Origin of the sequence: Frateuria sp. GZRe12 (genome assembly GCF_051900535.1) — a bacterium.
Lineage (GTDB): Bacteria > Pseudomonadota > Gammaproteobacteria > Xanthomonadales > Rhodanobacteraceae > Frateuria_A.
In genome coordinates this window covers 1,016,586-1,040,277 of the sequence record NZ_JBHZGI010000001.1, presented here as the reverse complement: position 1 = coordinate 1,040,277, position 23,692 = coordinate 1,016,586, and the positions used below count along the sequence as shown (strand labels likewise).

General features: G+C 69.7%; 24 protein-coding genes. 12 read left to right on the top strand and 12 right to left on the bottom strand.

The features are described from left to right. Positions 1 to 65: 65 nt before the first annotated feature. Together ACFWZ4_RS04720 and rlmKL are read left to right on the top strand one after the other, a co-directional pair. Positions 66 to 584 (top strand): alpha/beta hydrolase, encoded by a 519-nt coding sequence (locus tag ACFWZ4_RS04720; protein ID WP_439703556.1) that lies wholly within the window; start codon positions 66 to 68, stop codon positions 582 to 584. Further along, positions 581 to 2,770 (top strand): bifunctional 23S rRNA (guanine(2069)-N(7))-methyltransferase RlmK/23S rRNA (guanine(2445)-N(2))-methyltransferase RlmL, encoded by a 2,190-nt coding sequence (gene rlmKL / locus ACFWZ4_RS04715; RefSeq protein WP_439703555.1) that lies wholly within the window; start codon positions 581 to 583, stop codon positions 2,768 to 2,770. Before ACFWZ4_RS04720 ends, rlmKL begins: the two co-directional genes overlap by 4 nt. A gap of 2 nt (positions 2,771 to 2,772) precedes the next feature. Here rlmKL and ACFWZ4_RS04710 read toward each other — a convergent pair whose 3' ends face one another. Next, positions 2,773 to 3,804 (bottom strand): YncE family protein, encoded by a 1,032-nt coding sequence (locus ACFWZ4_RS04710; protein ID WP_439703554.1) that lies wholly within the window; start codon positions 3,802 to 3,804, stop codon positions 2,773 to 2,775. A gap of 112 nt (positions 3,805 to 3,916) precedes the next feature. On the opposite strand from ACFWZ4_RS04710, the gene chrA reads away from it, so the two are divergent. Genes chrA through ACFWZ4_RS04695 form a run of 3 tightly spaced genes read left to right on the top strand, consistent with a single transcriptional unit; the run spans position 3,917 to position 6,392 of the window. Continuing rightward, positions 3,917 to 5,308, top strand: coding sequence for a chromate efflux transporter (chrA, locus tag ACFWZ4_RS04705; protein ID WP_439703553.1), 1,392 nt, complete (start codon positions 3,917 to 3,919; stop codon positions 5,306 to 5,308). Between the two features lie 60 nt (positions 5,309 to 5,368). Beyond that, positions 5,369 to 5,863: a GNAT family N-acetyltransferase gene (locus ACFWZ4_RS04700; protein WP_439703552.1), complete on the top strand. Its 495-nt coding sequence runs from the start codon at positions 5,369 to 5,371 to the stop codon at positions 5,861 to 5,863. A 31-nt stretch (positions 5,864 to 5,894) separates the two neighbouring features. Beyond that, positions 5,895 to 6,392 (top strand): acyl-CoA thioesterase, encoded by a 498-nt coding sequence (locus ACFWZ4_RS04695; protein WP_231321178.1) that lies wholly within the window; start codon positions 5,895 to 5,897, stop codon positions 6,390 to 6,392. Here ACFWZ4_RS04695 and ACFWZ4_RS04690 read toward each other — a convergent pair. Genes ACFWZ4_RS04690 through ACFWZ4_RS04680 form a run of 3 tightly spaced genes read right to left on the bottom strand, consistent with a single transcriptional unit; the run spans position 6,364 to position 8,741 of the window. Beyond that, positions 6,364 to 7,482 (bottom strand): acyltransferase family protein, encoded by a 1,119-nt coding sequence (locus tag ACFWZ4_RS04690; protein ID WP_439703551.1) that lies wholly within the window; start codon positions 7,480 to 7,482, stop codon positions 6,364 to 6,366. The two genes, ACFWZ4_RS04695 and ACFWZ4_RS04690, sit on opposite strands and share 29 nt — an antisense overlap. A gap of 59 nt (positions 7,483 to 7,541) precedes the next feature. Continuing rightward, positions 7,542 to 8,132 (bottom strand): NADPH-dependent FMN reductase, encoded by a 591-nt coding sequence (locus ACFWZ4_RS04685; RefSeq protein WP_439703550.1) that lies wholly within the window; start codon positions 8,130 to 8,132, stop codon positions 7,542 to 7,544. A gap of 18 nt (positions 8,133 to 8,150) precedes the next feature. Beyond that, complete coding sequence (locus ACFWZ4_RS04680; RefSeq protein ID WP_439703549.1) at positions 8,151 to 8,741, bottom strand: LysE family translocator; 591 nt, start codon at positions 8,739 to 8,741, stop codon at positions 8,151 to 8,153. Positions 8,742 to 8,836: 95 nt separating this feature from the next. Here ACFWZ4_RS04680 and ACFWZ4_RS04675 point away from each other — a divergent pair, with 95 nt between their 5' ends. Continuing rightward, positions 8,837 to 9,727: a LysR substrate-binding domain-containing protein gene (locus ACFWZ4_RS04675; RefSeq protein WP_439703548.1), complete on the top strand. Its 891-nt coding sequence runs from the start codon at positions 8,837 to 8,839 to the stop codon at positions 9,725 to 9,727. Between the two features lie 6 nt (positions 9,728 to 9,733). Here ACFWZ4_RS04675 and ACFWZ4_RS04670 read toward each other — a convergent pair whose 3' ends face one another. The 4 genes from ACFWZ4_RS04670 to ACFWZ4_RS04655 form a co-directional block, all read right to left on the bottom strand. Beyond that, positions 9,734 to 11,032: an amino acid permease gene (locus tag ACFWZ4_RS04670; RefSeq protein ID WP_439703547.1), complete on the bottom strand. Its 1,299-nt coding sequence runs from the start codon at positions 11,030 to 11,032 to the stop codon at positions 9,734 to 9,736. Further along, positions 11,029 to 12,108, bottom strand: coding sequence for an aromatic ring-hydroxylating oxygenase subunit alpha (locus tag ACFWZ4_RS04665; protein WP_439703546.1), 1,080 nt, complete (start codon positions 12,106 to 12,108; stop codon positions 11,029 to 11,031). The genes ACFWZ4_RS04670 and ACFWZ4_RS04665 overlap by 4 nt, the downstream gene beginning before the upstream one ends. 57 nt (positions 12,109 to 12,165) lie before the next feature. After that, a complete protein-coding gene (locus ACFWZ4_RS04660; RefSeq protein WP_439703545.1) occupies positions 12,166 to 13,656 on the bottom strand; it encodes a S10 family peptidase in 1,491 nt (496 codons plus the stop codon). 179 nt (positions 13,657 to 13,835) lie between these two features. Continuing rightward, positions 13,836 to 15,710, bottom strand: coding sequence for a 3'-5' exonuclease (locus ACFWZ4_RS04655; RefSeq protein WP_439703544.1), 1,875 nt, complete (start codon positions 15,708 to 15,710; stop codon positions 13,836 to 13,838). A 176-nt stretch (positions 15,711 to 15,886) separates the two neighbouring features. Here ACFWZ4_RS04655 and ACFWZ4_RS04650 point away from each other — a divergent pair, with 176 nt between their 5' ends. Beyond that, a complete protein-coding gene (locus ACFWZ4_RS04650) occupies positions 15,887 to 17,080 on the top strand; it encodes a GGDEF domain-containing protein (protein ID WP_439703543.1) in 1,194 nt (397 codons plus the stop codon). Positions 17,081 to 17,152: 72 nt separating this feature from the next. Here the strand turns inward: ACFWZ4_RS04650 and ACFWZ4_RS04645 are convergent, their stop codons facing one another. After that, entirely contained in the window at positions 17,153 to 17,578 is a 426-nt protein-coding gene (locus ACFWZ4_RS04645; protein WP_439703542.1) for an OsmC family protein, read from the bottom strand. Between the two features lie 144 nt (positions 17,579 to 17,722). Here ACFWZ4_RS04645 and ACFWZ4_RS04640 point away from each other — a divergent pair, with 144 nt between their 5' ends. Beyond that, positions 17,723 to 17,998: a GNAT family N-acetyltransferase gene (locus ACFWZ4_RS04640; protein WP_439703541.1), complete on the top strand. Its 276-nt coding sequence runs from the start codon at positions 17,723 to 17,725 to the stop codon at positions 17,996 to 17,998. Between the two features lie 72 nt (positions 17,999 to 18,070). Then, positions 18,071 to 18,769 (top strand): DUF1345 domain-containing protein, encoded by a 699-nt coding sequence (locus ACFWZ4_RS04635; RefSeq protein ID WP_439703540.1) that lies wholly within the window; start codon positions 18,071 to 18,073, stop codon positions 18,767 to 18,769. 32 nt (positions 18,770 to 18,801) lie between these two features. Here the strand turns inward: ACFWZ4_RS04635 and ACFWZ4_RS04630 are convergent, their stop codons facing one another. Continuing rightward, on the bottom strand, positions 18,802 to 19,284 hold the full coding sequence (locus tag ACFWZ4_RS04630; RefSeq protein ID WP_439703539.1) for a YajQ family cyclic di-GMP-binding protein: 483 nt from the start codon (positions 19,282 to 19,284) through the stop codon (positions 18,802 to 18,804). 89 nt (positions 19,285 to 19,373) lie between these two features. On the opposite strand from ACFWZ4_RS04630, the gene ACFWZ4_RS04625 reads away from it, so the two are divergent. Together ACFWZ4_RS04625 and ACFWZ4_RS04620 are read left to right on the top strand one after the other, a co-directional pair. After that, positions 19,374 to 20,549, top strand: a complete 1,176-nt coding sequence (locus ACFWZ4_RS04625) for an NAD(P)/FAD-dependent oxidoreductase (protein ID WP_439703538.1) — start codon at positions 19,374 to 19,376, stop codon at positions 20,547 to 20,549. A gap of 89 nt (positions 20,550 to 20,638) precedes the next feature. Continuing rightward, positions 20,639 to 21,514, top strand: coding sequence for an NAD(P)-dependent oxidoreductase (locus ACFWZ4_RS04620; protein ID WP_439703537.1), 876 nt, complete (start codon positions 20,639 to 20,641; stop codon positions 21,512 to 21,514). Positions 21,515 to 21,602: 88 nt separating this feature from the next. On the opposite strand, the gene ACFWZ4_RS04615 is transcribed toward ACFWZ4_RS04620, so the two are convergent. Together ACFWZ4_RS04615 and ACFWZ4_RS04610 are read right to left on the bottom strand one after the other, a co-directional pair. Then, complete coding sequence (locus ACFWZ4_RS04615) at positions 21,603 to 22,067, bottom strand: YaiI/YqxD family protein (RefSeq protein WP_439703536.1); 465 nt, start codon at positions 22,065 to 22,067, stop codon at positions 21,603 to 21,605. After that, positions 22,064 to 22,945 (bottom strand): PhzF family phenazine biosynthesis protein, encoded by an 882-nt coding sequence (locus ACFWZ4_RS04610; protein WP_439703535.1) that lies wholly within the window; start codon positions 22,943 to 22,945, stop codon positions 22,064 to 22,066. Before ACFWZ4_RS04610 ends, ACFWZ4_RS04615 begins: the two co-directional genes overlap by 4 nt. Before the next feature lie 137 nt (positions 22,946 to 23,082). Here ACFWZ4_RS04610 and ACFWZ4_RS04605 point away from each other — a divergent pair, with 137 nt between their 5' ends. After that, positions 23,083 to 23,685: a rhomboid family intramembrane serine protease gene (locus ACFWZ4_RS04605; RefSeq protein ID WP_439703534.1), complete on the top strand. Its 603-nt coding sequence runs from the start codon at positions 23,083 to 23,085 to the stop codon at positions 23,683 to 23,685. The last annotated feature ends 7 nt before the right edge of the window (positions 23,686 to 23,692 follow it).

The window sequence follows — 23,692 nt, the reverse complement described above, 5'->3', positions numbered from 1 at the left end:
AAGGGAAGTCTCGCACGGCACCGGCTATCATGCGCGGTCCACACGGCGGTCCGGAGTTCCGAGCGATGCGCGGCACGATCCTTCTTTCGCATGGCTCCGATTCCAGCCCGGAAGCCACCAAGGTCAGCGCCCTTGCGGCGCTCGCCGAGGCGCGCGGCTGGCGCACGCAGCGGCCGGACTATCGCCAGGACGACGCGCGCGGCCATGCCGGTTCGGTGGCGCCGCGCCTGGCGCGCCTGAATGCCGCGATCGCGGACTGCAAGGCGCCGCCGATCCTGGTCGGTTCCAGCATGGGCGCGTTCGTCTCGGCGCTGGCCTCGCTGGAGCATCCGGTCGCCGGCCTGTTCCTGCTCGCCACGCCGGAAGCGATCCCGGGTGTCGAGACCGCGCTGGATGCACGCCAGGACGTGCCCACCCTGCTGATCCACGGCTGGCGCGACGAGGTCTGTCCGCTGGATGGCGTCTACACCTTTGCCGCCCGCCGCCAGTTGCCGCTGCTGGTGCTCGACGACGACCATCGACTGGGCAGCAGCCTGCCGGCGATCGAACGCCAGTTCGCCCTCTTTCTGGACACGCTGGCATGAGCAACTTCTTCGCCACCTGCCCCAAGGGCCTGGAATACCTGCTGCGCGACGAGTTGCTCGCGCTCGGTGCCGCCGAGGCGCACGAGTCGCTTGCCGGCGTGCGCTTCACCGGCACGCTGGAAACCGCCTACCGCGCCTGCCTGTGGTCGCGCCTGGCCAGCCGCATCCTGCTGCCGGTGGCCGAGTTCGATGCGGCGGACGACGAGGCGCTCTACGCGGGCGTGCAGTCGATCGACTGGTTGGAGCACCTGGCGCCGCAAGGCACGCTGGCGGTCGATGCGCATACCGCGTTGAGCAAGCTCACGCACAGCCAGTTCATCGCCCAGCGCGTCAAGGACGCGGTGGTCGACCAGTTCCGCCAGCGCGAAGGCGCGCGCCCGGGCGTGGATACTGAGGAACCGGACGTCCGCCTGAACCTGCGCCTGAAGCGCGACCGCGCCACGCTCTCGCTCGACCTGGCCGGCAGTCCGTTGCACCGCCGCGGCTGGCGCGAGCAGCAGGGCGAGGCGCCGCTGAAGGAAAACCTCGCCGCCGCGATGCTGCTGCGCGCGCGTTGGCCGGAGGTGTATGCCGAGGGCGGCGCGCTGCTCGATCCCATGTGCGGATCCGGCACGCTGTTGATCGAAGGCGCATTGATGGCCGCGGACTCGGCTCCGGGCTTGCGCCGCGAGTACTTCGGCTTCCTCGGCTGGAAGCAGCATGACATCGCGCTGTGGCGCGGGCTGCTGGAAGAGGCCCGGCAGCGCGCCGAGGCTGGCCTGCGCAATCTGCGCGCAGCCTTCTTCGGTTCCGACGCCGATCCGCGCATGGTGCAGACCGCCAAGCGCAACGCGCAGGAAGCCGGCGTGGCCGGGTTCCTCACGCTGGAAAAGCACGACGTCGCGCACGCCGCGCCGCCGGCCGGCCAGACCCGTGGCCTGGTCATCACCAACCCGCCCTACGGCGAGCGATTGGGCGACCGCGCGCAGATGCCCCAGCTCTACCGCGCGCTGGGCGACGCGCTGCGTGCGCGCTTCACCGGCTGGCGCGCCGCGGTGCTGGCGGGCGATGCCGAACTCGGCCGCGCGCTGGGACTGCACGCGAACAAGCGCTATGTGCTCTACAACGGCGCGCTGGAGACGGTGCTGCTTACCTTCGACCTGTCCGCGAAGGAAAGCGCGCCACGCGAGCGCAAGCCACTCTCCCCCGGCGCGGAAATGCTGAAGAACCGCCTGGAAAAGACCGTGCGCCACCAGCGCAAGCGGCTGGCGCGCGAAGGCATCTTCTGCTGGCGCGCCTACGACCAGGACCTGCCCGAGTACGCCGCGGCGATCGACGTCTACGGCCGCGCGGGCGAGGAGCCCTGGCTGCACGTCCAGGAGTACCGCGCGCCCGCCGACGTGCCGGTCGAGGTGGCGCGCACGCGCCTGCGCGAGATCGTGCGCGTGGCCGGCGAAGTGTTCGGCGTGCCGCGCGAGCGCATCGCGCTGAAGACGCGCGAGCGCGGCAAGGGCGGCGCCAAGTACGGCCGCTTCGACCAGCGCGGCGAGTTCCACGAGGTGGAGGAAGGCGGCCTGCGCTTCCTGGTCAACCTCACCGACTACCTCGATACCGGCCTGTTCCTCGACCACCGGCTGGTGCGGTCCAAGCTGCGCGAGCTGGCGCGTGACAAACGCTTCCTCAACCTGTTCGCCTACACCGCCACGGCCAGTGTGTACGCCGCCGCCGGTGGCGCGCGTGACACCACCAGCGTGGACCTCTCCGGCACCTACCTCGAATGGGCCTCGCGCAACCTGGCGCTCAACGGCTTCACCGGTGCGGCACATCGGCTGGTGCAGGCCGACGCCACGAGCTTCCTGCGCGCCGATCGCGGCCATTACGGGCTGATCTACGTTGACCCGCCGACCTTCTCCAACTCCAAGCGCGCCGAGGACTTCGACGTGCAGCGCGACCACGCGGCGCTGCTGCTGGCCTGCGCCGACCGGCTGGCGAGCGACGGCGTGGTGGTGTTCTCCAACAACTTCCGTCGCTTCAAGCTGGACACGGCGGCGCTGGAGGAGCGCTTCACCATCGAGGACTGGAGCGCCCCGAGCATTCCGTTCGACTTCGCCCGCCGCGCCGACATCCATGGCTGCTGGCTGCTGCGCCTGCACGCCCAGGCCTCGCCGTGGGAGGACAGCCTGCGGCACCTCCACAACCGCCGCTGAGGTTACTTGCGCGGGGCAGCGGACGCCGGTTCGGTGATCCGCAGCACGGGCTTGCCCTTCCAGTCCTTCAACGGGAAGTAGGCCCGGTGCGTGGCCGGGTCCACCGCGACCACGTGCGCGTTCGGGCCAAGGATCCCCTGTCCCAATGCACGCACGGTGCGACCCTTCACCTCGAACAGCGCCAACTCGCCCGACTCGCTGGCGACGTAGAGCCAGCCCGGTCCCGGGTCGAAGGCGAGCACGTCGGGTCCCTCGCCCACCGGGAAGGATGCGATCACGTGGCGGTTGCGCAGGTCGAGCACCAGTAGCCTGCCGTTGTCTTCGCAGGCGATGAAGGCGAGCCGCGCGGGCGCGTCGATGTAGAGGCCGTGGTTGCCTTCGGCGCCGGGCAACGGAATGCGCGCGACGACCTTGTCGGTGGCCGGGTCGATCTCGGCCAGCATGCGGCGCGTCTGCACGTTGGCGAAGACGTGCCCGGAAACCGGGTCGTACTGCGTGTTGCCCACCTCGCCGCCCAGCGGGATGGTGGCGATCCGCCGGTAGCTGCGCACGTCGATCACCGTATCGCTGCCGCCGTGCTCGTTGGAGACGTAGAGCTTGCGCGCGCCCGGTGCGTAGGCCATGCCATCGGGGTAGTCGCCCGTCGGTACACGGGCGAGGATCTTCAGGCTCGTGGCATCGATCGCCACCACTTCGTCCGTGCCGGTCGCCGAGGCGTAGACGCGATCCAGTTGGGGAATCGCCAGCACGCCATGCACGCTGCTGACGCCGGGGATGTCGGCGACGACCCGTTGGGCGCGCGTATCGAATGCGGTCACCACGCCGTCACCCAGGTGGGCCAGGAACAGACGGTGGCGCACGCGGTCCAGGCTGGCGTAATCCCAGCGCGTGGTGCGACCGGTCAGCGGCGCATCGGCGACCGTGTCGAGCGGCAAGGCATGCGTCGCCTGGCCAGAGGCGTTCGAGGCGACGGCCAGCAGTACGATCGCCAGGCCGAGGACGACGGACCGGCACCGAAGGCATCCAGGCGTCATAACCACCGTTCTCCGGGCTTCACACTGGCGTAGGATGCGGCGCTTATAACACTGCCGACGTGGTGGACTTGCCGCCGCGCCGAGCGCTTCCCACCCTGGCGGATCTCAGCCGATGAACGAGCGGGCTGTCCCGGAAGCAGAAACCTTCCCGCCGGTTTCGCTGCGCGAGGCCACCCGCGTGTGGGCGAAGATCGGCCTGCTCAGCTTCGGTGGCCCGGCCGGCCAGATTGCCCTGATGCATCGCGAACTGGTGGACACGCGTCGCTGGATCAGCGACGCGCGCTTCCTGCACGCCCTCAACTACTGCATGTTGCTGCCGGGACCGGAGGCGACGCAGTTGGCGATCTACATCGCCTGGATGCTGCACCGTACCGCCGGGGGGCTGGTCGCAGGCGTGCTGTTCGTGCTGCCGGGTTTCGTGACGATCCTCGCGCTGAGCATCGTCTACGCGCTGTACGGCCAGGTCCCGCTGGTTCTGGCGGTCTTTCTCGGACTGAAGGCCGCCGTGCTGGCAGTCGTGGTCGAGGCAGTCATCCGGATCGGCAGCAAGGCGCTGAAGAACCGCATCATGGTCGCGATCGCCACACTGGCCTTCGTGGCCATCTATTTCTTCCGGGTGCCGTTCCCGCTGATCGTGCTCGGCGCGGGCCTGTGTGGCCTGCTGGGGCGCTGGTGGGCGCCGCACGACTTCCCGGCGCCGGGGTCATCCGAGGCCGATGCATCGTCCGGCTTCCTGATCGACCGCCTGCTGGGCGAGGGGCGGCTGACGCATACGCGTCCCTCGACGTCACGCGCCTGGCGGGTACTGGTGACATGGCTGGCGATCTGGTGGATACCCGTGCTAGCGGTGATCGCCGCGTTCGGACGCCAGAGCGTGCTGGCGCGCGAGGGGCTGTTCTTCAGCCAGACGGCCGTGGTCACCTTTGGCGGCGCCTACGCGGTGCTGGCCTACATCGCGCAGCGCGCCGTGGTCGGCTTCCACTGGATCACGCCGGGGCAGATGCTCGATGGCCTGGCCCTGGCCGAAACGACGCCCGGGCCGCTGATCATGGTGGTGCAGTTCGTCGCCTTCCTCGGCGCCTACTACCACCAGACCGGATTGTCGCCGCTGGCCGCCGGCGTGGCCGGATCGGTGCTCACCACGTGGGTGACCTTTGCGCCGTGCTTTCTTTGGATATTCCTTGGCGCGCCCTACATCGAGGCGTTGCGCAGCAATCGCGCGCTGCATGCGGCACTGTCGGCCGTGACCGCCGCAGTGGTGGGCGTGGTGTTGAATCTGTCGGTCTGGTTCACCCTCCACACCGTGTTCGGCCACGTGGATGAGCGTGAGTTCGGCTGGCTGCGGCTGGAGCATCCCGACTGGGCCACGCTGCAGTGGCCGTCGGCCGTGATCGCCGCCGCGGCGATGCTGGCCATGCTCCGCTTCAAGGTGGGCATGGGACGGGTGTTGCTGGGAAGCGGCGTGGTCGCGCTGATCTGGCGCTGGTTTGCCGGGGCGCTTTAGCCGTGGCGTTCCGTCGACCGGCCACGCAGACTGCCCTTCCACCGATGACAGGGATTGCGCATGCCTGATCCGGCCCTGCACCTGCGCCTGGGAGGTCCCGACGATGCGCCTGCCATCAGCGTGCTCGCGCGGCGCGTGGCGCGCCGGTGGATCCTGCCCGACCAATCGCACGAGGCCGGCCACGCACTGCTGGCGCGCCTGGGCACGCGCTCGTTGCGCGAGCGCATGCGGGATGGCCAGCGCTTCCACCTGGCCTGGCTGGATGACGTACTGGTCGGCATCGCCGGGATGCGCGATGACTGCCACCTGGTGCAATTCTTCGTCGGCACCCGCTACCAAGGCCGCGGGATCGCCACCCGGCTGTGGCGGCGGGCGATGGCCGACGCAGTGCGCCGCGCCGGCACGCGCCGCTTCACCCTCAACGCAACGCGCGTCGCGGTGCCGGTGTACGAGCACCTGGGCTTCGTCGCGACCGGGCCGGAAGGCTTCTCGCCCGCCGGTGTCCGCACCACGCCGATGGCGCTGGAACTCGCCGCGGATTCGACGCGGGCATAATCGGCCGCTGCCACCACACCACAAGAAAGCCATGCCCGGCCAGCAGAACGAAGTCACTTTCCGCTTCCTCGCCCAGCCCACCGACGTCAACTTCGGCGGCAAGGTGCATGGCGGCATGGCGATGAAATGGATCGACCAGGCCGGCTACGCCTGCGCGGTCGGCTGGAGCGGCGCGTACTGCGTGACCGTGTCGGTCAGCGGGATCCAGTTCATCGCGCCGATCCTGATCGGGGATCTGGTGACGGTGCGCGCGCGGCTGATCCACACCGGCACCAGCAGCATGCACCTGGCGGTGGACGTGCTGGCGCAGGACCTGCGCAAGGGCGAACAGCGGCTGGCAACCAGTTGCGTGATGGTGTTCGTCGCGCTCGACAGTCCCGACGGCAAGCCCACGCCGGTGCCGCGCTGGGAGCCGCAGACGGACGAGGATCGGCGCCTCCAGGACTACGCGCGCCGGCTCATGGAACTGTCCAAGACGATGGAGCAGCAGGTCGCCGTGCTCAGGCCCGCGGCCGCACCGGTGACTTGAGTTCCTCGGCGGCCGGCACCCGCCACAGGAACCGCTCCAGCCATTGCGGGCTGGTCAGCGGACTCAGCAGGCGCTCGGCCGGCGCGCTGGCCAGCAGGCGCACCAGCAACCCGGCGGCCAGCAGCAACACCAGCGCATTGACCAGTGGCGGCGCGCTGGCGTCCAGCCAGGCGAACAGGCCTGCGGCCACCGCGAACTTCACGATGAAGCCGTGCGCGAGATACGCCTGCAGGCTGCGCCCGCCCGCCGTCGTGGCGGCGAACTCGCGGCGCGGGACCAGGGCAAGGAAGGCCGCGCTGCCGGCGACGCCCGCGCCCAGCCGCAGCATGCGCCACAGCGTGCCGGCGGCGTTGTCCACGCCCAGCGCGGCGTAGCCGTTGCTGCCATAGAGCCAGCGCGGATCGGGCACGGCGCTGGCCGCCCAGCCCAGCGCGAGCAGCGTGGCGAGCGCCAGTGCGCGCACCAGCGGACCGCGCAGGTGCTCGCGCCATTCCGGCGCGTACATGTGTCCGATCAGGAAGAACGGGAAGAACGAGGCCGTGCGCGAGAGCGACATGCGGTAACCCACGTCGTCCGCCCAACCGGCCATCAGCGCGAACAGGCAGGCCAGCAGGAGCGGATGGCGCAGTCGCGTGAACAACGGCAGCAGCAGGCGCCAGGCCGCCAGGCTCGGCAGATACCAGAGCAGCCAATACGGTGTGGTCACGCCCCTGGGCCCGGCATCGGGCCAGCCGGGTGTCTGCGCGGCCAGCGCATACAACGCCTGAAACAGCAGGTAAGGCAGCAGCAGTTGGAAGGTGATCCGCTTGAGCAGCTTCACGTCGACATCCGTCCGCGCCACCGCCCCGGACAGGAAGGCGAACGCCGGCATGTGGAACAGGTAGAGGAAGCGATACAGCGCATCGATTGAGGCGATGCCGCGCAACGGCTCCAGGCTGTGCCCGAACACCACCAGCGTGATCAGGGCCAGGCGGGCGTTGTCCTTCCAGGCATCGCGCGCCGGCCGGACGGGCGATGCGCTGAGGGAAAGGTCGTCGGTGGCACGGGTAAATCCATACATCTCTCGCAAGCTATCAACGGCTTTGTTCACGGGACGTCCCCGTCGCCCGTTTTGCGCGTCCGCCGTTCACCGTACGTTGCGTTGCCGGATCACGCAGCGCCCGCTTCCACACTGGATGGCGCGACGCGATGGACCCATCCGGCGAAGGCGCCCATGAACCGTTGCAACGCCGCTCGTGTCGCCTCATCGGCGAGTGCGCCATGCGCATCGAAGCGTTCCGCCGCATGGGCGATGAACAGCGTGGGCGAGGGCATCACCAGCGCGCCGCAGGTATGCAGGACCTGACGCAGCGAAGCCTGTGCCAGCCGCGTTCCCCAGGGGCCGCTGCTGGCGCCGAGCACGGCGACCGGAATATCGGCCAGTGTCGCGTCTTCGCGCGAGAGCCAGTCCAGTGCGTTCTTCAGCACGCCGGGCAAGGCGTGGTTGTACTCCGGCGTGGCGATCACCAGACCGTCGGCCGCGGCGATCGCCTCGCGCAGCGCGCGCACGCCGGGCACTCCGTCTGGCGACGCGTGCTCCAGGTCTTCGTCGAACAGCGGCACGCTGCCCAGTGCGTCGTAGACCTCCATCGTGGCGCCGGTCGGCGCCAGCCCGGCGGCGGACTGCAGCAGGCGGCGGTTCCAGGATGCGCGGCGCAGGCTGCCGGACAGGCCAAGGAAGCGAAGGGGACGGTGGGTCATGGCGTTCTCTCCAGCAAGTCAAAGATCGACGAGCAGCAGCACCGCGCTGGCGAGCAGCAGCACGCCCATGGCGGCATCGATGCGCCGGCGCGAACGCGGACGCGCCAGGTGCGCGGCGAGCCGCTGGCCAGCGAAACCCCACAACAGCAGGCAGGCCAGCGGAATGGCGGTGAACAGCAGGGCAAGCGGCAGGTAGCCGGCCGCATCGGCGACGGGGCGGGCGGCGACGATCGCCGTGACCATCGCCCAGCCCTTGGGATTGAGGAACTGGAAGCCGAACAGGCCGAGCGCGCCCGTGGGCAGCACCATCGCGCCGGCGGATGCCCGGCCGGGCGTGCTCCCGAGCAGGCGCATGCCCAGCCATGCCATGTAGGCGGCGCCGAGCGCGGCGAGCGTCTTGCGCAGCGTGGCGTGCGTCGACAGCAGTGCGCCGGCGCCGGTCGCGACCACGGCGAGCAGGGCCAGTCCGCCGAGCACGATGCCACCGATCGCGCCGGCGGCCGCGCGCACGCCACCGTGGCCTGACGCGCGCAGCACCACCAGGTTGTTTGGTCCGGGCGTGATCGCGGCGGCAAACAGCAGGCCGGCGCAGGCGAGCAGGTCGTGCATGGCGTCCCCGTGGTGGCGCTGTCATCAAGCAGCATCCACAGCGTGACGCTTTTCGGTGGCCGGAAGGGTGTCGGCTATGGTCTAGAATTCCGACCATGGATCTGCCCCTGAACGCCCTGCGCGCCTTCGCCCTGGTCTACCAGCACCGTGGCGTGCGCGCCGCGGCGCGCGAACTGGGGATGGCCCATTCGTCAATGAGCCGCCATCTGCGCGAGCTCGACCGCTGGCTGGGCGTGCCGCTGCTGCACGCCGGCGCAGGCCGCGCGGGATTGGCGTTCACGCCGCAGGGTGAAGCGCTGGGCCGGGCCGTCTGCGCGGGGCTGGGCGAGATCGAACGTGCGGTGGCGGTGTTGCGCGAGGCGCGGCCTGCACATGCGGTCGCGCTGTCGACCACGCCCTCGTTCGCGATCCGCTGGCTGCTGCCCCGGTTGCCGTCGTTCGAGAAGGCGCATCCGAAGATCGAGCTGTCGGTGCTTGTCGACCAGAAGCTCGAAGGTTTCGCCGATGGCCGCATGGACGTGGCATTGCGCATGGGGCAGGGCCCCTGGCCGGAGCTGCACTGCGAGCCATGGATGGGCGACGCGCTGTACCCGGTGATGAGCCCTGCCTACTGGCAGGACCACGGCTGCCCCTCGCGGCCTGACCAGCTGGCCGGATTGCGCCTGCTGCACGACCGCGACCCGCAGGCGGCGTGGGAGTCCTGGCGGCGGGCGCACGGGCCGGCCAGGCTGTCGCTGCAGGGTGGCGCGCGCTATGCGTCGTCGGACCTCGTGCTGCGGGCCGCGCAGCAGGGACAGGGCGTGGCGCTGGCGCGCCATCGCCTGGTGGCCGAGGAACTCGCGGCCGGGACGCTGGTGCGCCCGTTTGGTGCGCTGGAGGTACCACTGGGTACGGCCTACTGGATCGTGCGCGCCGACGACGCGCGACCGCGCCCGGCGGTCGCGGCGGTCATCGACTGGCTGCGCTGGCAGGCCGCGACGCCGTAGCGCCGCCTACGGAATGGCCGAGCGCCGGCGCTGCCACAGCAGTACCGGCAGCCCCATCGCCACCAGCACGCCCGCCCACATCAGCGACTCGATGCCGGTGCCGGCCAGCGCCCACAACGCATAGGCGAGCGCGCCGGCGGCGACCAGCCGCCGCCACCAGCGCGCGGCCGGCTCGATCCGCCACCAGGCCAGCACGCTCACCACGTAGGGCAGCAGCGTGGTGGCGGTGGACAACAGGATCGAGAAGGTGAACAGCGCGACCAGCGTGCGGCTGTAGTTGGCCACGATCAGCGCGCTGGCCAGGCCGCTGCCCAGCACCAGGCCGAAGGCCGGCGTGCCGCGCGCGTCGAGCCGGGCAAAGCGCGCCGGGAACAGGCCATCCTGCGCCGCGGCCAGTGGCGTCTGGGCCTGCAGCAGCACCCAGCCGTTGAGCGCGCCGAAGCAGGAGATCGTCGCCACGGCGGCCAGTGCGAGGCCCGCGGCCGGTCCCCACACGCGCGCCGCCGCGGCGACCATCGGCGCGGCAGAGCGGCGCAATTCGTCGGCCGGCAGCAATCCGATCACCACCGTGCAGGCGAGCATCGTGGCCAGGCCTGCGACCAGCATGCCGATCACGGTGGCGCGCGGCACCGTGCGTTCCGGGTCGCGCACCACGCCCGTCGGCACCGTGGCCGCCTCGAAGCCGAGCATGGCCCACAGCGTGAGGGCGGCCACCGAGGTGGTGACGCCCAGCAGCGGCAGGCCGCTCGGATTGAACGGTCGATAGGCACCGGCATGCACCCAGCCCAGGCCGACCAGGCCGAACAACACCAGCGGCACCAGCTTGAGCAGGGTGGTGAGCATCTGCATGCGCGCCGCCTCGCGCACGCCGGCCAGGTTCACCGCGGTGCACAGCCACAACGCGCCCAGCGCGCAGGCGGCGGAAAGAGCCGGCGTGGCGGTGGCGGCCGGCCACAGCGCGCCCAGGCTGCCGGCGAAGGCCACCGCGATCGCCGCGTTGGCGCTCCAGGTGCAGACCCAGTAGCTCCATGCCACCACGAAACCGACGCCGTCGCCGAACGCGCGCCGCGCGTAACCGTAGGCACCGCCGTGGTTGCGGATCGCGCGCGCCAGCCAGGCGTATACCAGTGCCAGCAGCAGCGCGCCGGCCAGCGTCAGCCCCCAGCCCAGCAGGCTCGCCGCGCCGAACGGCGCCAGCGCCGCGGGCAGCAGGAACACGCCCGAGCCGATCATGTTGCCGACCACCAGAGCGATCAGGGCCAGCTGGCCGAGCGGGCGTGAAGCCGCGGCGGAGGGGCTGCTCACGCGTGCTCGCGGTAGGCGCGGCGCAGCAGTTCGTGGAAATGGTGGACGGCGTTCTCGCGCAGCGGGTTGAGGCGGCCGCTCTCGTAGGAACCGGACGCAAGCCCGCGCTGCACGTCCTCGCAGATGGTCACGTCCTCGTCCTGCACCTCGTCGCTGAAGGCGATGTCGCGCTCGCGCCGGGCGCGGGCCTCTTCGCTCGCGTCCGGCGCGTAGTAGAAGTCGAACTCCACGCGGCAGCGGTCCACCCCGAGCGGCAGCACGCGATTGGTCTGCAGACGCCCGGGCAGGATGTTGAGCATCGTGTTGGGATAGAGGAAGTAGTACAGCGCCTCGCCGCTGCCGTAGAGCTCGTCGGCGCTTTCCAGCGGGCTGAACTGGTAGGAGTACCACTGCGCGGTCTCGGTGACGTAGCTGCGGTAGTCCAGCACGCTGTTCAGGCCCGGGTGGATGTGCGGCACGTGGTAGCCCTCCAGGTAGTTGTCCACGTACACCTTCCAGTTGCAGGCGACCTCCCAGCTGGCGCGGTGGTGGAACTCGAAGCCGGCCAGCGAGCGGCCCTCGCCCAGGCGCGCGTCGATGCCTTCGACGAATCCGGCGAACGGCGGCGCCTCGCCGGTGGCGACGAAGACCAGGCCCTGCCACACCTGCACGCGTGCCTCGGGCAGCCGGATCGTCGAGGGATCGAAGTCGGGCGTGCGGCCCATCTCGGGCGCACCGCGCAGGACGCCGTCCAGGCCGTAGGTCCAGCCGTGGTAGCGGCAGCGCAACGCGGTCGCGCCCTTGCCGTCGCAACTGGCAACCGGCCCGGCGCGATGGCGGCACACGTTGTGGAAGGCACGGATGGTCGCCTCATCGCTGCGCACGACGACGATCGGCAGGCCGGCGATGCTTGTAACCAGGTGGTCGCCCACGCCAGCCAGCTGCGACTGGTGGCAGACCAGCTGCCAGCTCTTCGCGAACACGGCCCGGGCATCGAGCGCCGGCATGCGCGGATCGGTGTAGCAGCGAGCCGAAAGCGCGAGCGCGTGATCGAGCGGCTGGGCGGCGAGGAGGTCGGGCGTGAGCAGCTCGGTCATGGCAGGGCACCGATGGTGGTTGGGATGCGCTCGTCTGGCGCATCCCAACCTACATCATCAGCGCGCGCCGTAGAGCGCCTTGACGTCCTTGAGCAGCGCCGCCTGGCTGTCCGGCCGGGCGTAGAACATGTGGCCGCCGGGGTAGCTCTTCACCTGCACGCGGGTCGCATCGCCCATCGGCGGCATCTGGTCGACGATCAGCACCGAGGCCATGAACGGGCAGGAGAGATCGTCCCACCCATGTGCGATCAGCACGCGCAGGCCCGGATCGTTGGCGACGGATTCGCGCAACTGCGAGACCGAACCCTCGATGGCGTCGTCGTCCTCGTGCCACAGGCGGTTCACGTCGTAGCTGAGCGCGTTGTAGCGGCCGGAGTATTTCCAGCCCACGGTACGGGTGACGAAGTCGACCATCGCCGTGGTGGTCGGCGCGATGATGCCGTTCAGGATCGGGTCGCCGGTGCGCTGGCGCGGTGCGTAGGGGAAGGGATCCCACGCGGTGACGTTGGAGTCGTAGCGGCTGCCAAGCTTGCCCTGGGCGCGGTAGACCTCGCGCAGGTAGGCCTGTGTCTCGAGGCGTCCGCCGGAGCGGCGCACGAACAGAGGGTCCAGCCCGGTCAGCTCGGTGACCTTCCTGATCACCCGCTCGGTCGCCTGCGGATCGGAGCGGCCGCGCATCAGGTCGGTGGCGTATTCGCCGCGCGTGTACTCGATCACCTGCGCCATCGCTTCGGGGCTGAACCTGTGCTCGCGTTCCAGGTGCGCCGCGGCGATCGAGGGCAGGGTCAGCATCCACGGCAGCGGCGAGACGTTCTCGTCGTTGGAGGCGGCCGGGTCCAGGTAGGGCGACACCAGCACAACGCCCTTCATCGCGACGCCCAGCTGGGTCTGCAGGTAGTCGGTGATGCGCGGGCCGCGGAAGCCGCCGTAGCTTTCGCCGACCAGGTACTTGGGCGACTGCAGGCGGCCGTTCTTCACCAGCCAGTCGTAGACGATGCGCGAGAGGTACTTGATGTCGTTGTCGGTGCTGTAGAAAAGCTCGGTGGCCTTCTTGTCCTCCACCAGGGCGCGGCTGAAGCCGGTGCCGACCGGGTCGATGAACACCAGGTCGGTGAAGGGCAGCCAGCTGCCGGGGTTGTCGTGCAGGGTGGCCGGATCGGAAGGGTTGTTGCCCTCGACGCCGAAGGCCACGCGCTTGGGGCCGATCGCGCCGAGGTTGAGGTACACCGAGGAGGCGCCAGGGCCGCCGTTGAGCGCGAAGGTCACCGGTCGATCGCCGCCGCCCATGGTGTAGGCGGTGTAGACCACCTCGGCCACGGTGTTGCCCTTCTCGTCGCGCACCGGCAGCGAGCCGACGGTGACGGTGTACTTGAGCGAGCGCCCGTCGATCTGCGCGGTCTGCTGCACGTGCGCGTCGTCGGGCAGGGGCGGCAGGTGGAAGTCGGCGTGGCTGGCTTCGGCGGCGGGCTTGTCGGCGGCGAAGGCAGGGGCCGCCAAGCCGGCCAGCAGCGAAGCGGCCAGCAGGGTGGCCTGGAGGGTTTTGCGCACGGTGGGTTCCCCTGGAGCGAAAGCCCCAGCCTAGCGGTTGCCAGCTGGGCGGGAGTGTGCCCAAAGGCATGGGAGCCCTGTAGAAGGGCACCTGTGCGCGGCCGCCATGCATCGGTCGCAGGGATGTGCGCCCGGAAGAGGCAAGCCGCTACGTGGAGCTTTTTCCTACCGGGAACCCGTCAGGCCGGTAGCGCCACCAATTGGTCCTGCACCTGGTTGATCGCGTCGCGGATGCGCTTGCTGAACACCGAGTCGTCGTGGTGGATCAATACCAGCCGCTCGGTGGCGCGGGTCATCGCCACGTAGAGCAGGCGCGCTTCCTCGGCCTCGTCCTTGCCTTCCTTGGGCAGCGAGCCCAGGCCGGGAATGATCACGAACGGGAACTCCAGGCCCTTGCTCGAATGCATGGTCACGAGCTTGACCGTGTCGCCGACGGCGAACAGCGCGCCCTTGCCGCGGCCCTCGGCCAGTCGGCCGGGGATGTCTTCGCGCGCCAGCGCCTCGGCGAGCTTCTCGCCCTCCCACTGGTTGCGGAAGATCACCGCCATGTCCGACCACGGCCGTCCGTGCGCGTGTTCGTCGCGCAGCTGGGCGATGAGGACGGTGAGCTGCGCCGGTGCGGTCTCCACGCGAATCAGCTCCGGCACCGCGCCGCGGCGGCCGGCGCTCTCGGGGGCGATCAGCGGCACGCCGTCGTCGTCGTCGGGGCGGGCATCGAGCAGCTCGTTGGCGAAACCGCGCGCGACGGCCAGTATTTCCAGCGTGTTGCGGTAGTTGAGCTTGAGGATGGTGGTGCGACCCTGCGCCTGCACGCCGAGGCTCTTCCAGCTGACCTTGCGACGGTCGGCCTTGCCGTAGATGTTCTGCGCGTCGTCGTAGAGCACCAGCAGCGAGTTGGTGGCCGGGTCGATCATCTGCACGATCAGCTTGTACCAGTCCGGCTCGAAATCGTGGCCTTCGTCCACCAGCACCGCACCGTACTGGAAGCGCGGGATCTGCCCGCGGTCGACGCCGTCGATCACCCGCTCCACCATCTGGCCGAAGAAGCCGTCCGAACCCTTCGGCGGCAGCTCCACGTGGTAGGCCGTGAGCATCTTGTGGCACCACTTGTGGAAGTTGTAGACCTGCACCTTCTCGGCCAGGCCGCGCTCGCCGATCAGCTGCTCCAGCCGCGCGGCCAGCGTCTTGTTGTAGCAAAGGATCAATATCGGCCGGTTCATCGCGCGCGCCAGCTGCATGGCGCGGAAGCCCAGGATCATGGTTTTCCCGGAACCGGCCACGCCGTGGATGATCCGGTGCTCGTCGCCGAGCGAGCGCGCCAGCTGTTCCTGCTGGGCGTCCATCACCTTGACCAGTTCGGGGATCTGCAGCGGACGCACCGCCGCGTCGGTCGGGCCGAACAGGCCAAACTGGCCGCTGCCGGGTTCCACCCGCAGTTCGGGGAACAGGTGCCAGCGCACGCGGTCGATCTGCGGCAGCGTCAGCGCGACCGGGAAGGCGTAAGGGAACATCGCCCACAGCCGCTCCTGGAAGTCCTCCGATTCGACGGACTCGTAGAACTCGTCGCGGCAGATCGCCAGGTGCGGGGGGATCACCGCGTCCAGCCCGCCGTCCTCGAACTGCTTGCGGCTGATGTTGGCCAGCACCACGCCCCAGGCCCACGGCATGATGATCTTGCCAGCGTGGCGGTGGCCTTCCGGGTAACGCAGCGCCGGGTCGCGCTCGAGCACCACGCCGATCTCCAGCGCGTACGCGCGCGCCTGCAGCAGCGGATGGTTCTCCTTCACCAGGCCGCGGTCGGTGACCAGCGTGAACTGGGTGCTGTCCGCGTGCTGGATGGTCTCGGCCTTCCAGTCCTTCACCTCCAGCACCAGCAGGCCGCGGCGCGGGTGGAAGACGACGAAATCCGGCCGCCGCTGCTTCAGGCCCACCGGCACGTCGTACCAGAGCAGGTAGTCGTCCTCCAGCTTCTGTTCCAGCCGCTGGGCGAAGCGCTTTTCGCCCGCGGTCATGCGGGGCAGGCAGCTGTTGAGGGTGGGGATCTGGGTGGCCATCCGGCATCCGTTTGGGCGTTTTGCGTGGAAAGTAACGGACTCGGCATCGCTGTCAACGCTAAAGTCGCGCCAGCCAGCGCCGATACGACGGGCGACGACCACGCCAGGACGCCATCGCGGACACGCGACTTCCACGGCGCAGCCATCGTCACGTTCGGGCGCGGGGAGAGCCCAGCATGCCCATGCATATCGAAACGCTGTCGCTGATCAGTGCCGTCCAGTCGCTGGTGCTGGCCGTCCTGCTCTGGGCCGGCACGCACGGCGGCCCGGGCTCGGCGCGCACCAGCCTGAAGCTGCGCGCCGGCGCGCTGGCGGTCGAAGCGGCTGGCTGGAGCATGCTGGCGGCGCAGGCCTGGCTGCACCCGGCGCAGCTGGTGCTGGGCGGCAACGCGCTCAACCTGCTGGCGCAGGGCATGTCGGTCGTGGCACTGCGCATGCTGCTGGGTGCGCCGCTGCGTTGGCGCACGGCGCTGGCGATCGGCGTGATCGGCTGGCTGGGCGTGGCTTGGTTCGGCGTGGTCGAGCCGGACTACCGTGTGCGCGTGCTGTGGGGTTCGGCGGCGATCATGGCCGACATCGCCCTGCGCATGTGGGCACTGCTGGGCGGCGGTCCCCGGCGCAGTTCACGGGCGCGGGTGGTGCTGCTGGTCATGTGCTCGGCCTCGGCGCTGCTGCTGGTGTGGCGCAACGGACAGCTTTGGTTCGACCTGAATCCGCCGGCCGACATCATCCAGCCGGCCCTGGTCAATTATTTCTACGTGCTGTTCTCGGGCATGCAGCCGCTGTTCTTGAGCATCGGTTTCCTGCTGCTCTACAACGAAACGCTGCAGCGCGAGCTGCACCTGCTGGCAAGGGTCGATTCGCTGACCGGCGTGAAGAACCGCCTGGCGCTGACCGAAAGCGCCACCCAGATGCTCTCCCAGGTCAATCGCGGAGGGCGGCCGCTGGGCGTGCTGATGATCGACGCCGACCACTTCAAGAGCGTCAACGATCGCTTCGGCCATGGCGGCGGCGACAAGGTCCTGCTGGCGCTGGTTGCCGGCATCCGGGCGACGCTGCGCGCCGGCAACGTGATCGGGCGCATCGGCGGCGAGGAATTCGTGGTGCTGGCGCCGGACACCAGCCTGGAGCAGGCGCTGGTGCTGGCCGAGCGCATCCGCGGCACGGTCGAGTCCACGCCGTTGATGGTCGACGGGCATCTGTTGCAGTTGACCGTGTCGATCGGTACCGCCGCGGCCGAGACGGGCGAGCACGACGTGGCGGCCCTGCTGCGGCGCGCGGACGCGGCGCTCTACGCGGCCAAGCATGCCGGCCGCAACCGGGTCATGGCAGCCGATCCGGAACTGGTGGTCCGACGCTTGCTGGCTTGACCGTAGGTAGGCTTCAACCGCCGCGGTCGTGCGGTAGGGCGGGCCGAGGCCCGTCCCTACGCACCCCTGCGGTCAGCCCTCCAGTGCGGCGTCGAGCGAGATGTCGGCCCGCAGCACCTTCGATACCGGGCAGCCCTGCTTGGTCTCCTGCGCGATGCGCTGAAACGTGTCGGCGTCGGCGCCGGGCACGCGGGCGCGGCAGTTCAGGGCGATGGTGGTGATGGCGAAACCGTCGCCCTGCTTGTCCAGCGTCACCTCGGCCCGGGTCTCTATACGCTCGGGCGTCAGCCCGGCATTGCCCAGCCCCAGCGACAGCGCCATCGAGAAGCAGCCGGCCAGTGCCGCGCCGATCAGTTCCTCCGGATTGGTGCCGGGGCCGTCCTCGAAACGCGACTTGAAGCCGAACGGCGCCTCGCGCATCACGCCAGTCTGGGTGGAGATGGTGCCCTGGCCGTCCTTCAGGCCGCCGGACCAGGTGGCGGAGGCGGATTTCTTCATGGCGGATCTCCCGTTTGTTCGGATGGACGAACCAGTGTGGGCCTGTTGCCATTCAGGACGCGCGAACGCGCGCCCGCGCCCGCTTCACGCGCGTTTTGCCGCCGTCAGCCGTAAGCTCGCAGCTTTCCCTTCCCGAGCAACGGCATGAGCTTCGACATCCGCCACGACCCCGCCGCACAGCGCTTCGAAACCGTGGTGGACGGCCAGCCTTGCGAGCTCGATTACCGCCTCGCCGGAAAGGTCATGACGATCACTCACACCGGCGTGCCGGGGCCGGTGGAAGGCCGCGGCATCGCCTCGGCGCTGACCCAGGCCGCGATGGAAACCGCGCGGGCCGAGGGCTGGTCGGTGATCCCCGCCTGCGCGTACGCCGCCTCGTGGCTGCGCCGGCATCCGGAGTTCGCGGACCTGCGCGCCTGATTCGGCGTCGATCGTTGTGCCCGGCTCGCCGCATCGGCCACACTGGGTTACGCAACGACGGCGAGAGGCCCGATGAGTGGTTCAGCTCCCCACGGCCGGCAGCACCACCGCCGCAGTCTCTTTCACGCCCTGCGGGCGCGTCCGTCGCTGGCCGTCGGTGGCGCGCTGCTGCTGGCGGTGGCGGTTGCGGCATGGAGCCTGGGCATGCATCCGGCGCCGGCGTTCCTGCTCGGTTTCGACGCCGGCGCGCTGGCGTTCATGGGCCTGCAGCTGTGGGAGTTCAGCGCGGCCACGCCAACCAGCATGCGCAAGAAAGCGCGCCACCAGGACGCCGGGCGCTGGGGCATCCTGTGGAGCGGCGTGGCGATCTCGACGGTGGTGCTGGTGGCACTGGGCACCGAACTGGAGGCCGGCAAGACCGGCGGACTGGTCGCGATCGTGGTTTCCGCCGCGAGCATCATGCTCAGCTGGGCCTTCCTCAACACCTTGTTCGCGCTGCACTACGCGCACGGCTATTACGGCGACTACGGCGAAGAGCACAAGGGTCTGCGGTTCCCCGGCGGCGGCGAACCCGACTACTGGGATTTCGCCTACTTCGCGGTGGTGATCGGCATGACCTTCCAGGTTTCGGACGTCCAGGTAACCAGCCGCGAGCTACGCCGGATGGTGCTCATGCACGGCGTGATCGCGTTCTTCTTCAACGTGTTCATCGTGGCCGTCAGCGTGAACATCATGGCGGGGCAGGGGGCCATGGCCAGGCTTCACGTGTAGGAGCCCACGGGCGGCTCCTGCGAAAGGCGGTCTCAGTCGCGGAAGTTGTCGAACTGCAGCGGCAGCTCCACGTCGGACTTGCGCAGCAGTGCCATCGCCAGCTGCAGGTCGTCGCGCTTCTTGCCCGTCACGCGCAGCTTGTCGCCGTTGATCTGCGCCTCGACCTTGAGCTTGGCGGCCTTGAGCTCGGCCACCAGCTTCTTGGCCATCGCCTGCTCGATGCCCTGCTTGACGGTGACTTTCTGCCGCGCACCGCCCAGGTTCACTTCCGGCTCGGCCACGTCCAGCGCGCGGATGTCGATCTTCCGCGAGGTCAGGCGTCCGCGCAGGATGTCCAGCATCTGCTGCAGCTGGAAGTCGCTCGGTGCGCGCTGGGTGATCACGTAGCCGTCCAGTTCGAACACGGCGTCCGCTCCCTTGAAGTCGAAGCGGTTGGCCAGTTCGCGGTTGGCCTGGTCGACCGCGTTGGTGAGTTCGTGCTTGTCCACTTCGGAGACGACGTCGAAGGAAGGCATGGTGGGCACCTGCAGGATGGGAAGGCGGAAAGTGTAAGCGCTCGGCGATAATGCGCGACCGTCGCCCAGCGCGCGCTCCCTGCCGAACCATGAAAACCGACGTCCTCATCATCGGCGCGGGTGCCGCCGGCCTCATGTGCGCGATCACCGCCGGCCAGCGCGGACGGCGCGTGCTGGTGCTCGATCACGCGAACAAGCCAGGCAAGAAGATCCTGATGTCCGGCGGCGGGCGCTGCAATTTCACCAACCTGGGCGTGACGCCGGCCAACTACCTTTCGGCCAACCCGCACTTCGCCAATTCCGCACTGGCGCGCTACACGCCGGCCGATTTCATTGCGCTGGTGGAGAAGCACCGCATCGCCTACCACGAGAAGGAGCTCGGCCAGCTGTTCTGCGACGACTCCTCCAAGCAGATCGTGCGCATGCTGCTGGACGAATGCGCGGCCGCCGGCGTGCGGGTGGAGACCAGTTGCGCGGTGGAGCGCGTGCGCCACGGCGAGGCGGGCTTCAGCGTGACCACGGCGCGCGGCGAAGTGCACGCCGAGGCGCTGGTAATCGCCAGCGGCGGCCTTTCGATCCCGAGCATGGGCGCGACCGGGTTCGGCTACGAGCTGGCGCGCCAGTTCGGCCACGCCGTGCGGCCCACGCGCGCCGGACTGGTGCCACTGACGCTGAGCGGCAAGCACCAGGAGCGCTACGCGGACCTGGCCGGCGTGGCATTACCGGCCGAGGCCCGCTGCGGGCGACAGGCGTTCCGCGCCGGGTTGTTGTTCACCCACCGGGGCATCAGCGGGCCGTCGATCCTGCAGATATCCTCCTATTGGGAGCCGGGCGAGGAACTGCGGCTGGACCTGCTGCCCGACCGCGACGCCGCCGACTGGCTGCCAGGCCAGCGCGTGGCGCGGCCGGCGGCGGAGCTGAAGACCGTGCTGGGCGACGCGCTGCCCAAGCGGCTGGCGCAGCGGCTGTGCGAACTCGACTTCGGAAACCGCCCGATGCGCCAGTACCGCGAGGCGGAGCTGGCCGCGATCGGTGCCCGCCTGAACGACTGGCCGCTGGTCGCCAGCGGCACCGAGGGCTACCGCACCGCGGAGGTGACGCTGGGTGGGGTGGACACCGACGGGCTGTCCTCCAGCACCATGCAGTCCCGGCTCGTGCCGGGGCTTTATTTCATCGGCGAAGTGGTCGACGTGACCGGCTGGCTCGGTGGGTACAACTTCCAGTGGGCGTGGGCGTCGGGGCATGCGGCCGGCGAAGTGGCGTGAGCCATGCGCCGAAACCGTAGGGCTGGCCTTTGCATGCCTTCAACACCGCCAATGTTCCATTACCCGGTCGCGCCAACAGGAGAACTTCCTTGAACATCGGCTTCCTCGGCCTGGGCGCCATGGGCAGCGCCATGGCCAGCAACCTGCTCGCGGCGGGCCACACGGTGACGGTGTGGAACCGCTCCGAAGGCCCCACCGAACCCTTGGCCTCGCTCGGCGCCAAAGTTGTCCGCACACCCGGGCGGGCGGTGCAGGGCCAGGTCGTGCACAGCATGCTGGCCAACGACCAGGCGGTGCGCGAGGTGTTTCTGGGCGGCGGCGTACTGGACGAGATGGACCGCGGCACCGTTCACGTCAACCACGCCACCATTTCCGTGGCGCTGGCGCGCGAGCTGGCCGAGGAGCACGCGCGGCGCGGCCTGGGCTACGTCGCCGCGCCGGTGTTCGGCCGACCGGACATGGCCGCGGCGGCCAAGCTCAACATCGTGGTGGCCGGGCATGCGCACCTGGTCGATACCGTGCGCCCGCTACTCGAAGCGCTGGGCAGCCGGCTGTGGCCGGTCGGCGAGGCGCCCGAGCGCGCCAACGTGGTCAAGCTCGCCGGCAACTTCATGCTGGCCTCGGCGATCGAAAGCATGGCCGAAGCCAGCGCGCTCACGCGGGCGCATGGCGTCAGCGCCGCCGACTTCCTGGAGATCATGACCAGCACGCTGTTCGCCGCGCCGGCCTACCAGGGCTACGGCCGGCTGATCGCCGAGGAGCGCTACGCGCCGCCAGGCTTCGCGCTGCCGCTGGGCTTGAAGGACGTGAACCTCGCGCTCGCCGCGGGCGAGGCGGCACGGGTGCCGCTGCCGTTCGCCGGCGTGGTCCGCGATGCGCTGATCGAAGCGCTCGCGGGCGGCGGTGAAGGACTGGACTGGGCGGCGCTGGCGCAGGTGGCCGCGCGCCGCGCGCATCTGGAGTGACCCCAAGGCGTCGGTCGGTTTCAACCCGCCGGTGCTGGTGGCGATCGAGCCGCTGGACTGAAGCCAACCCTACGCCCAAGCGTCGGCCCTACGGGTGTTTCGGGCGTTGCTGCAGCCAGCGGTCCAGCTGGTTGGCGAATGCCTGCCGGTCGCGCGCATGAAACGTTGCCGGGCCGCCGGTATCCACGCCGGCGCCGCGCAACTCGTCCATGAAATTGCGCATCGACAGGCGCTGGGCGATGGTCTCGCGCGTGTACAGCTCGCCGCGCGGGTGCAGTGCCAGCGCGCCCTTGTCGATCGCCTGCGCGGCCAGCGGGATGTCCTGCGTCACCACGAGGTCGCCGGCCGAGAGGCGCTGGACGATCTCGTTGTCAGCCACGTCGAAGCCGCCGGCGACCTGGATCGCGCGCACCCATCGCGTGGGCGGCGTGCGCAGCATCTGGTTGGCGACCAGCGTGACCATCACCTGTGCGCGCTCGGCCGCGCGGAACAGGATCTCCTTGATCGGCCCCGGGCAGGCGTCGGCATCGACCCAGATCTGCGCCTCGCTCACGCGCGATTCCAGTGCAGCACGCCGTCGACCACCGTGCGGGCGCGGCCGCCGACCCAGATCGCGTCCGGCTCGATGCGCGCCAGCAGCCGCGCGTCGTGGCCCATCTCGCGGCCCTGGCTGATCGCGTAACCGCGGGCGAGCGCGCCCTGCGGCTCGGCGTGCGCGATGTAGGCGGCGATCAGGCCGTTGGCGGCGCCCGAGGCCGGATCCTCGACGATGCCGACGCCGGCGGGAAATGCCCGCACCACCAACTGGTGGTCGCCCGACGCGCTGCGCGCGAACGCGCACAGGCCCATGCTGCCGGTGGCCCGTGCGAGCGCGCCGATGGCGCTGTGGTCGGGCAGCCAGCCGCGCAGGCCCGTTTCGTCCGCGACTTCGGCCAGCCACCAGCGGCGGCCGCCATCGACGAGCGCCGGTGGCAGCGTGCCCAGTTCGATGCCGGCGAGCGTGGCCGCAAGCAGCGGATGCGCGTCGCGACCGGTGGCGAGCACGCGCTCGCCAGGCGACTTCAGCAACAGGTCGCGCGCCTCACCCTCGCCCTCGACGCGGATCGGCAACACGCCGGCGCCGCATTCCTGCCAGAGCACGCCATCGACCGGCTGTGCGAGTCCGCAGGCCAGCACCGCGTGCGCGCTTCCGACGCTCGGGTGGCCGGCGAACGGGATCTCGTGTTGGGGGGTGAAGATGCGCACGCGGTAGCTCGACTGCGGTGTCGAGGGCGGCAGCAGGAACGTGGTTTCCACCAGCGCGGTCCAGCGCGCAAAACGTCGCATCTCCTCGTCGCTCCATCCCCGCGCGTCGGTGACCACGCCCAGGTGGTTGCCCCCGCCGCAGGTGGCGGCAAAGACGTCCAGATGCAGGTAGCGGATCGGTTCCATGCGTGTCCGTGGGGAGCGGGCGGATGAAGGCGCGCATGATACGCCGTGATGTCGCACCGGGGGCCGCGCGAGTCGACAAGCCGAGTGGGTGTCGCCAAGATGGACGGTCACCCGTTCCACAGGAAGCCCCAGCGATCATGATCACCCTGACCATCATCGCCGTCACCTGCATCGTTTCGTTCCTGGCCTTCAACAAGCCGAAACTGCTGGATGACCTGATCCTCTGGCCGCCGGCGATCCAGCGCCATCGTGAGTACCACCGTCTGGTGACCTATGGCCTGGTGCACGCCGATTTCGGCCATTTGCTTTTCAACATGCTGACGCTGTTTTTCTTCGGCCGGCTGATCGAGCAGTTCTATTCCGCCGAGCTCGGCCGGCTCGGTTTCCTGCTCTTCTACCTCGCGGCGCTGGTCGTCTCGATCCTGCCGACCTACATCAAGAACCGCCGCAACCCGAACTACCACAGCCTTGGCGCTTCGGGAGCGGTTTCGGCGGTGTTGTTCACCTTCGTGCTGCTGGCGCCCTGGTCGAAGATCATCGTGTTCGTGCTGCCGATGCCGGCCGTGTTGTACGCCGTCCTCTACGTGGGCTATTCCATCTACATGGACCGCGCCGGTCGCGACAACATCAACCACAGCGCTCACCTGTGGGGCGCGGCTTTCGGCGTGATCTTCACCCTGCTGATAGAGCCCAGGGTGTTCACTCATTTCCTCGCGGAGCTTTCCAACCCACGCATGTAGGGAGGTC

Bases quoted from the DNA above. Each gene is read 5' to 3' on its own strand.
- ACFWZ4_RS04720 (WP_439703556.1), top strand. From the start codon at position 66: ATGCGCGGCACGATCCTTCTTTCGCATGGCTCCGATTCCAGCCCGGAA.
- rlmKL (WP_439703555.1), top strand. From the start codon at position 581: ATGAGCAACTTCTTCGCCACCTGCCCCAAGGGCCTGGAATACCTGCTG.
- ACFWZ4_RS04710 (WP_439703554.1), bottom strand. From the start codon at position 3,804: ATGACGCCTGGATGCCTTCGGTGCCGGTCCGTCGTCCTCGGCCTGGCG.
- chrA (WP_439703553.1), top strand. From the start codon at position 3,917: ATGAACGAGCGGGCTGTCCCGGAAGCAGAAACCTTCCCGCCGGTTTCG.
- ACFWZ4_RS04700 (WP_439703552.1), top strand. From the start codon at position 5,369: ATGCCTGATCCGGCCCTGCACCTGCGCCTGGGAGGTCCCGACGATGCG.
- ACFWZ4_RS04695 (WP_231321178.1), top strand. From the start codon at position 5,895: ATGCCCGGCCAGCAGAACGAAGTCACTTTCCGCTTCCTCGCCCAGCCC.
- ACFWZ4_RS04685 (WP_439703550.1), bottom strand. From the start codon at position 8,132: ATGACCCACCGTCCCCTTCGCTTCCTTGGCCTGTCCGGCAGCCTGCGC.
- ACFWZ4_RS04680 (WP_439703549.1), bottom strand. From the start codon at position 8,741: ATGCACGACCTGCTCGCCTGCGCCGGCCTGCTGTTTGCCGCCGCGATC.
- ACFWZ4_RS04675 (WP_439703548.1), top strand. From the start codon at position 8,837: ATGGATCTGCCCCTGAACGCCCTGCGCGCCTTCGCCCTGGTCTACCAG.
- ACFWZ4_RS04665 (WP_439703546.1), bottom strand. From the start codon at position 12,108: ATGACCGAGCTGCTCACGCCCGACCTCCTCGCCGCCCAGCCGCTCGAT.
- ACFWZ4_RS04655 (WP_439703544.1), bottom strand. From the start codon at position 15,710: ATGGCCACCCAGATCCCCACCCTCAACAGCTGCCTGCCCCGCATGACC.
- ACFWZ4_RS04650 (WP_439703543.1), top strand. From the start codon at position 15,887: ATGCCCATGCATATCGAAACGCTGTCGCTGATCAGTGCCGTCCAGTCG.
- ACFWZ4_RS04645 (WP_439703542.1), bottom strand. From the start codon at position 17,578: ATGAAGAAATCCGCCTCCGCCACCTGGTCCGGCGGCCTGAAGGACGGC.
- ACFWZ4_RS04640 (WP_439703541.1), top strand. From the start codon at position 17,723: ATGAGCTTCGACATCCGCCACGACCCCGCCGCACAGCGCTTCGAAACC.
- ACFWZ4_RS04635 (WP_439703540.1), top strand. From the start codon at position 18,071: ATGAGTGGTTCAGCTCCCCACGGCCGGCAGCACCACCGCCGCAGTCTC.
- ACFWZ4_RS04630 (WP_439703539.1), bottom strand. From the start codon at position 19,284: ATGCCTTCCTTCGACGTCGTCTCCGAAGTGGACAAGCACGAACTCACC.
- ACFWZ4_RS04625 (WP_439703538.1), top strand. From the start codon at position 19,374: ATGAAAACCGACGTCCTCATCATCGGCGCGGGTGCCGCCGGCCTCATG.
- ACFWZ4_RS04610 (WP_439703535.1), bottom strand. From the start codon at position 22,945: ATGGAACCGATCCGCTACCTGCATCTGGACGTCTTTGCCGCCACCTGC.
- ACFWZ4_RS04605 (WP_439703534.1), top strand. From the start codon at position 23,083: ATGATCACCCTGACCATCATCGCCGTCACCTGCATCGTTTCGTTCCTG.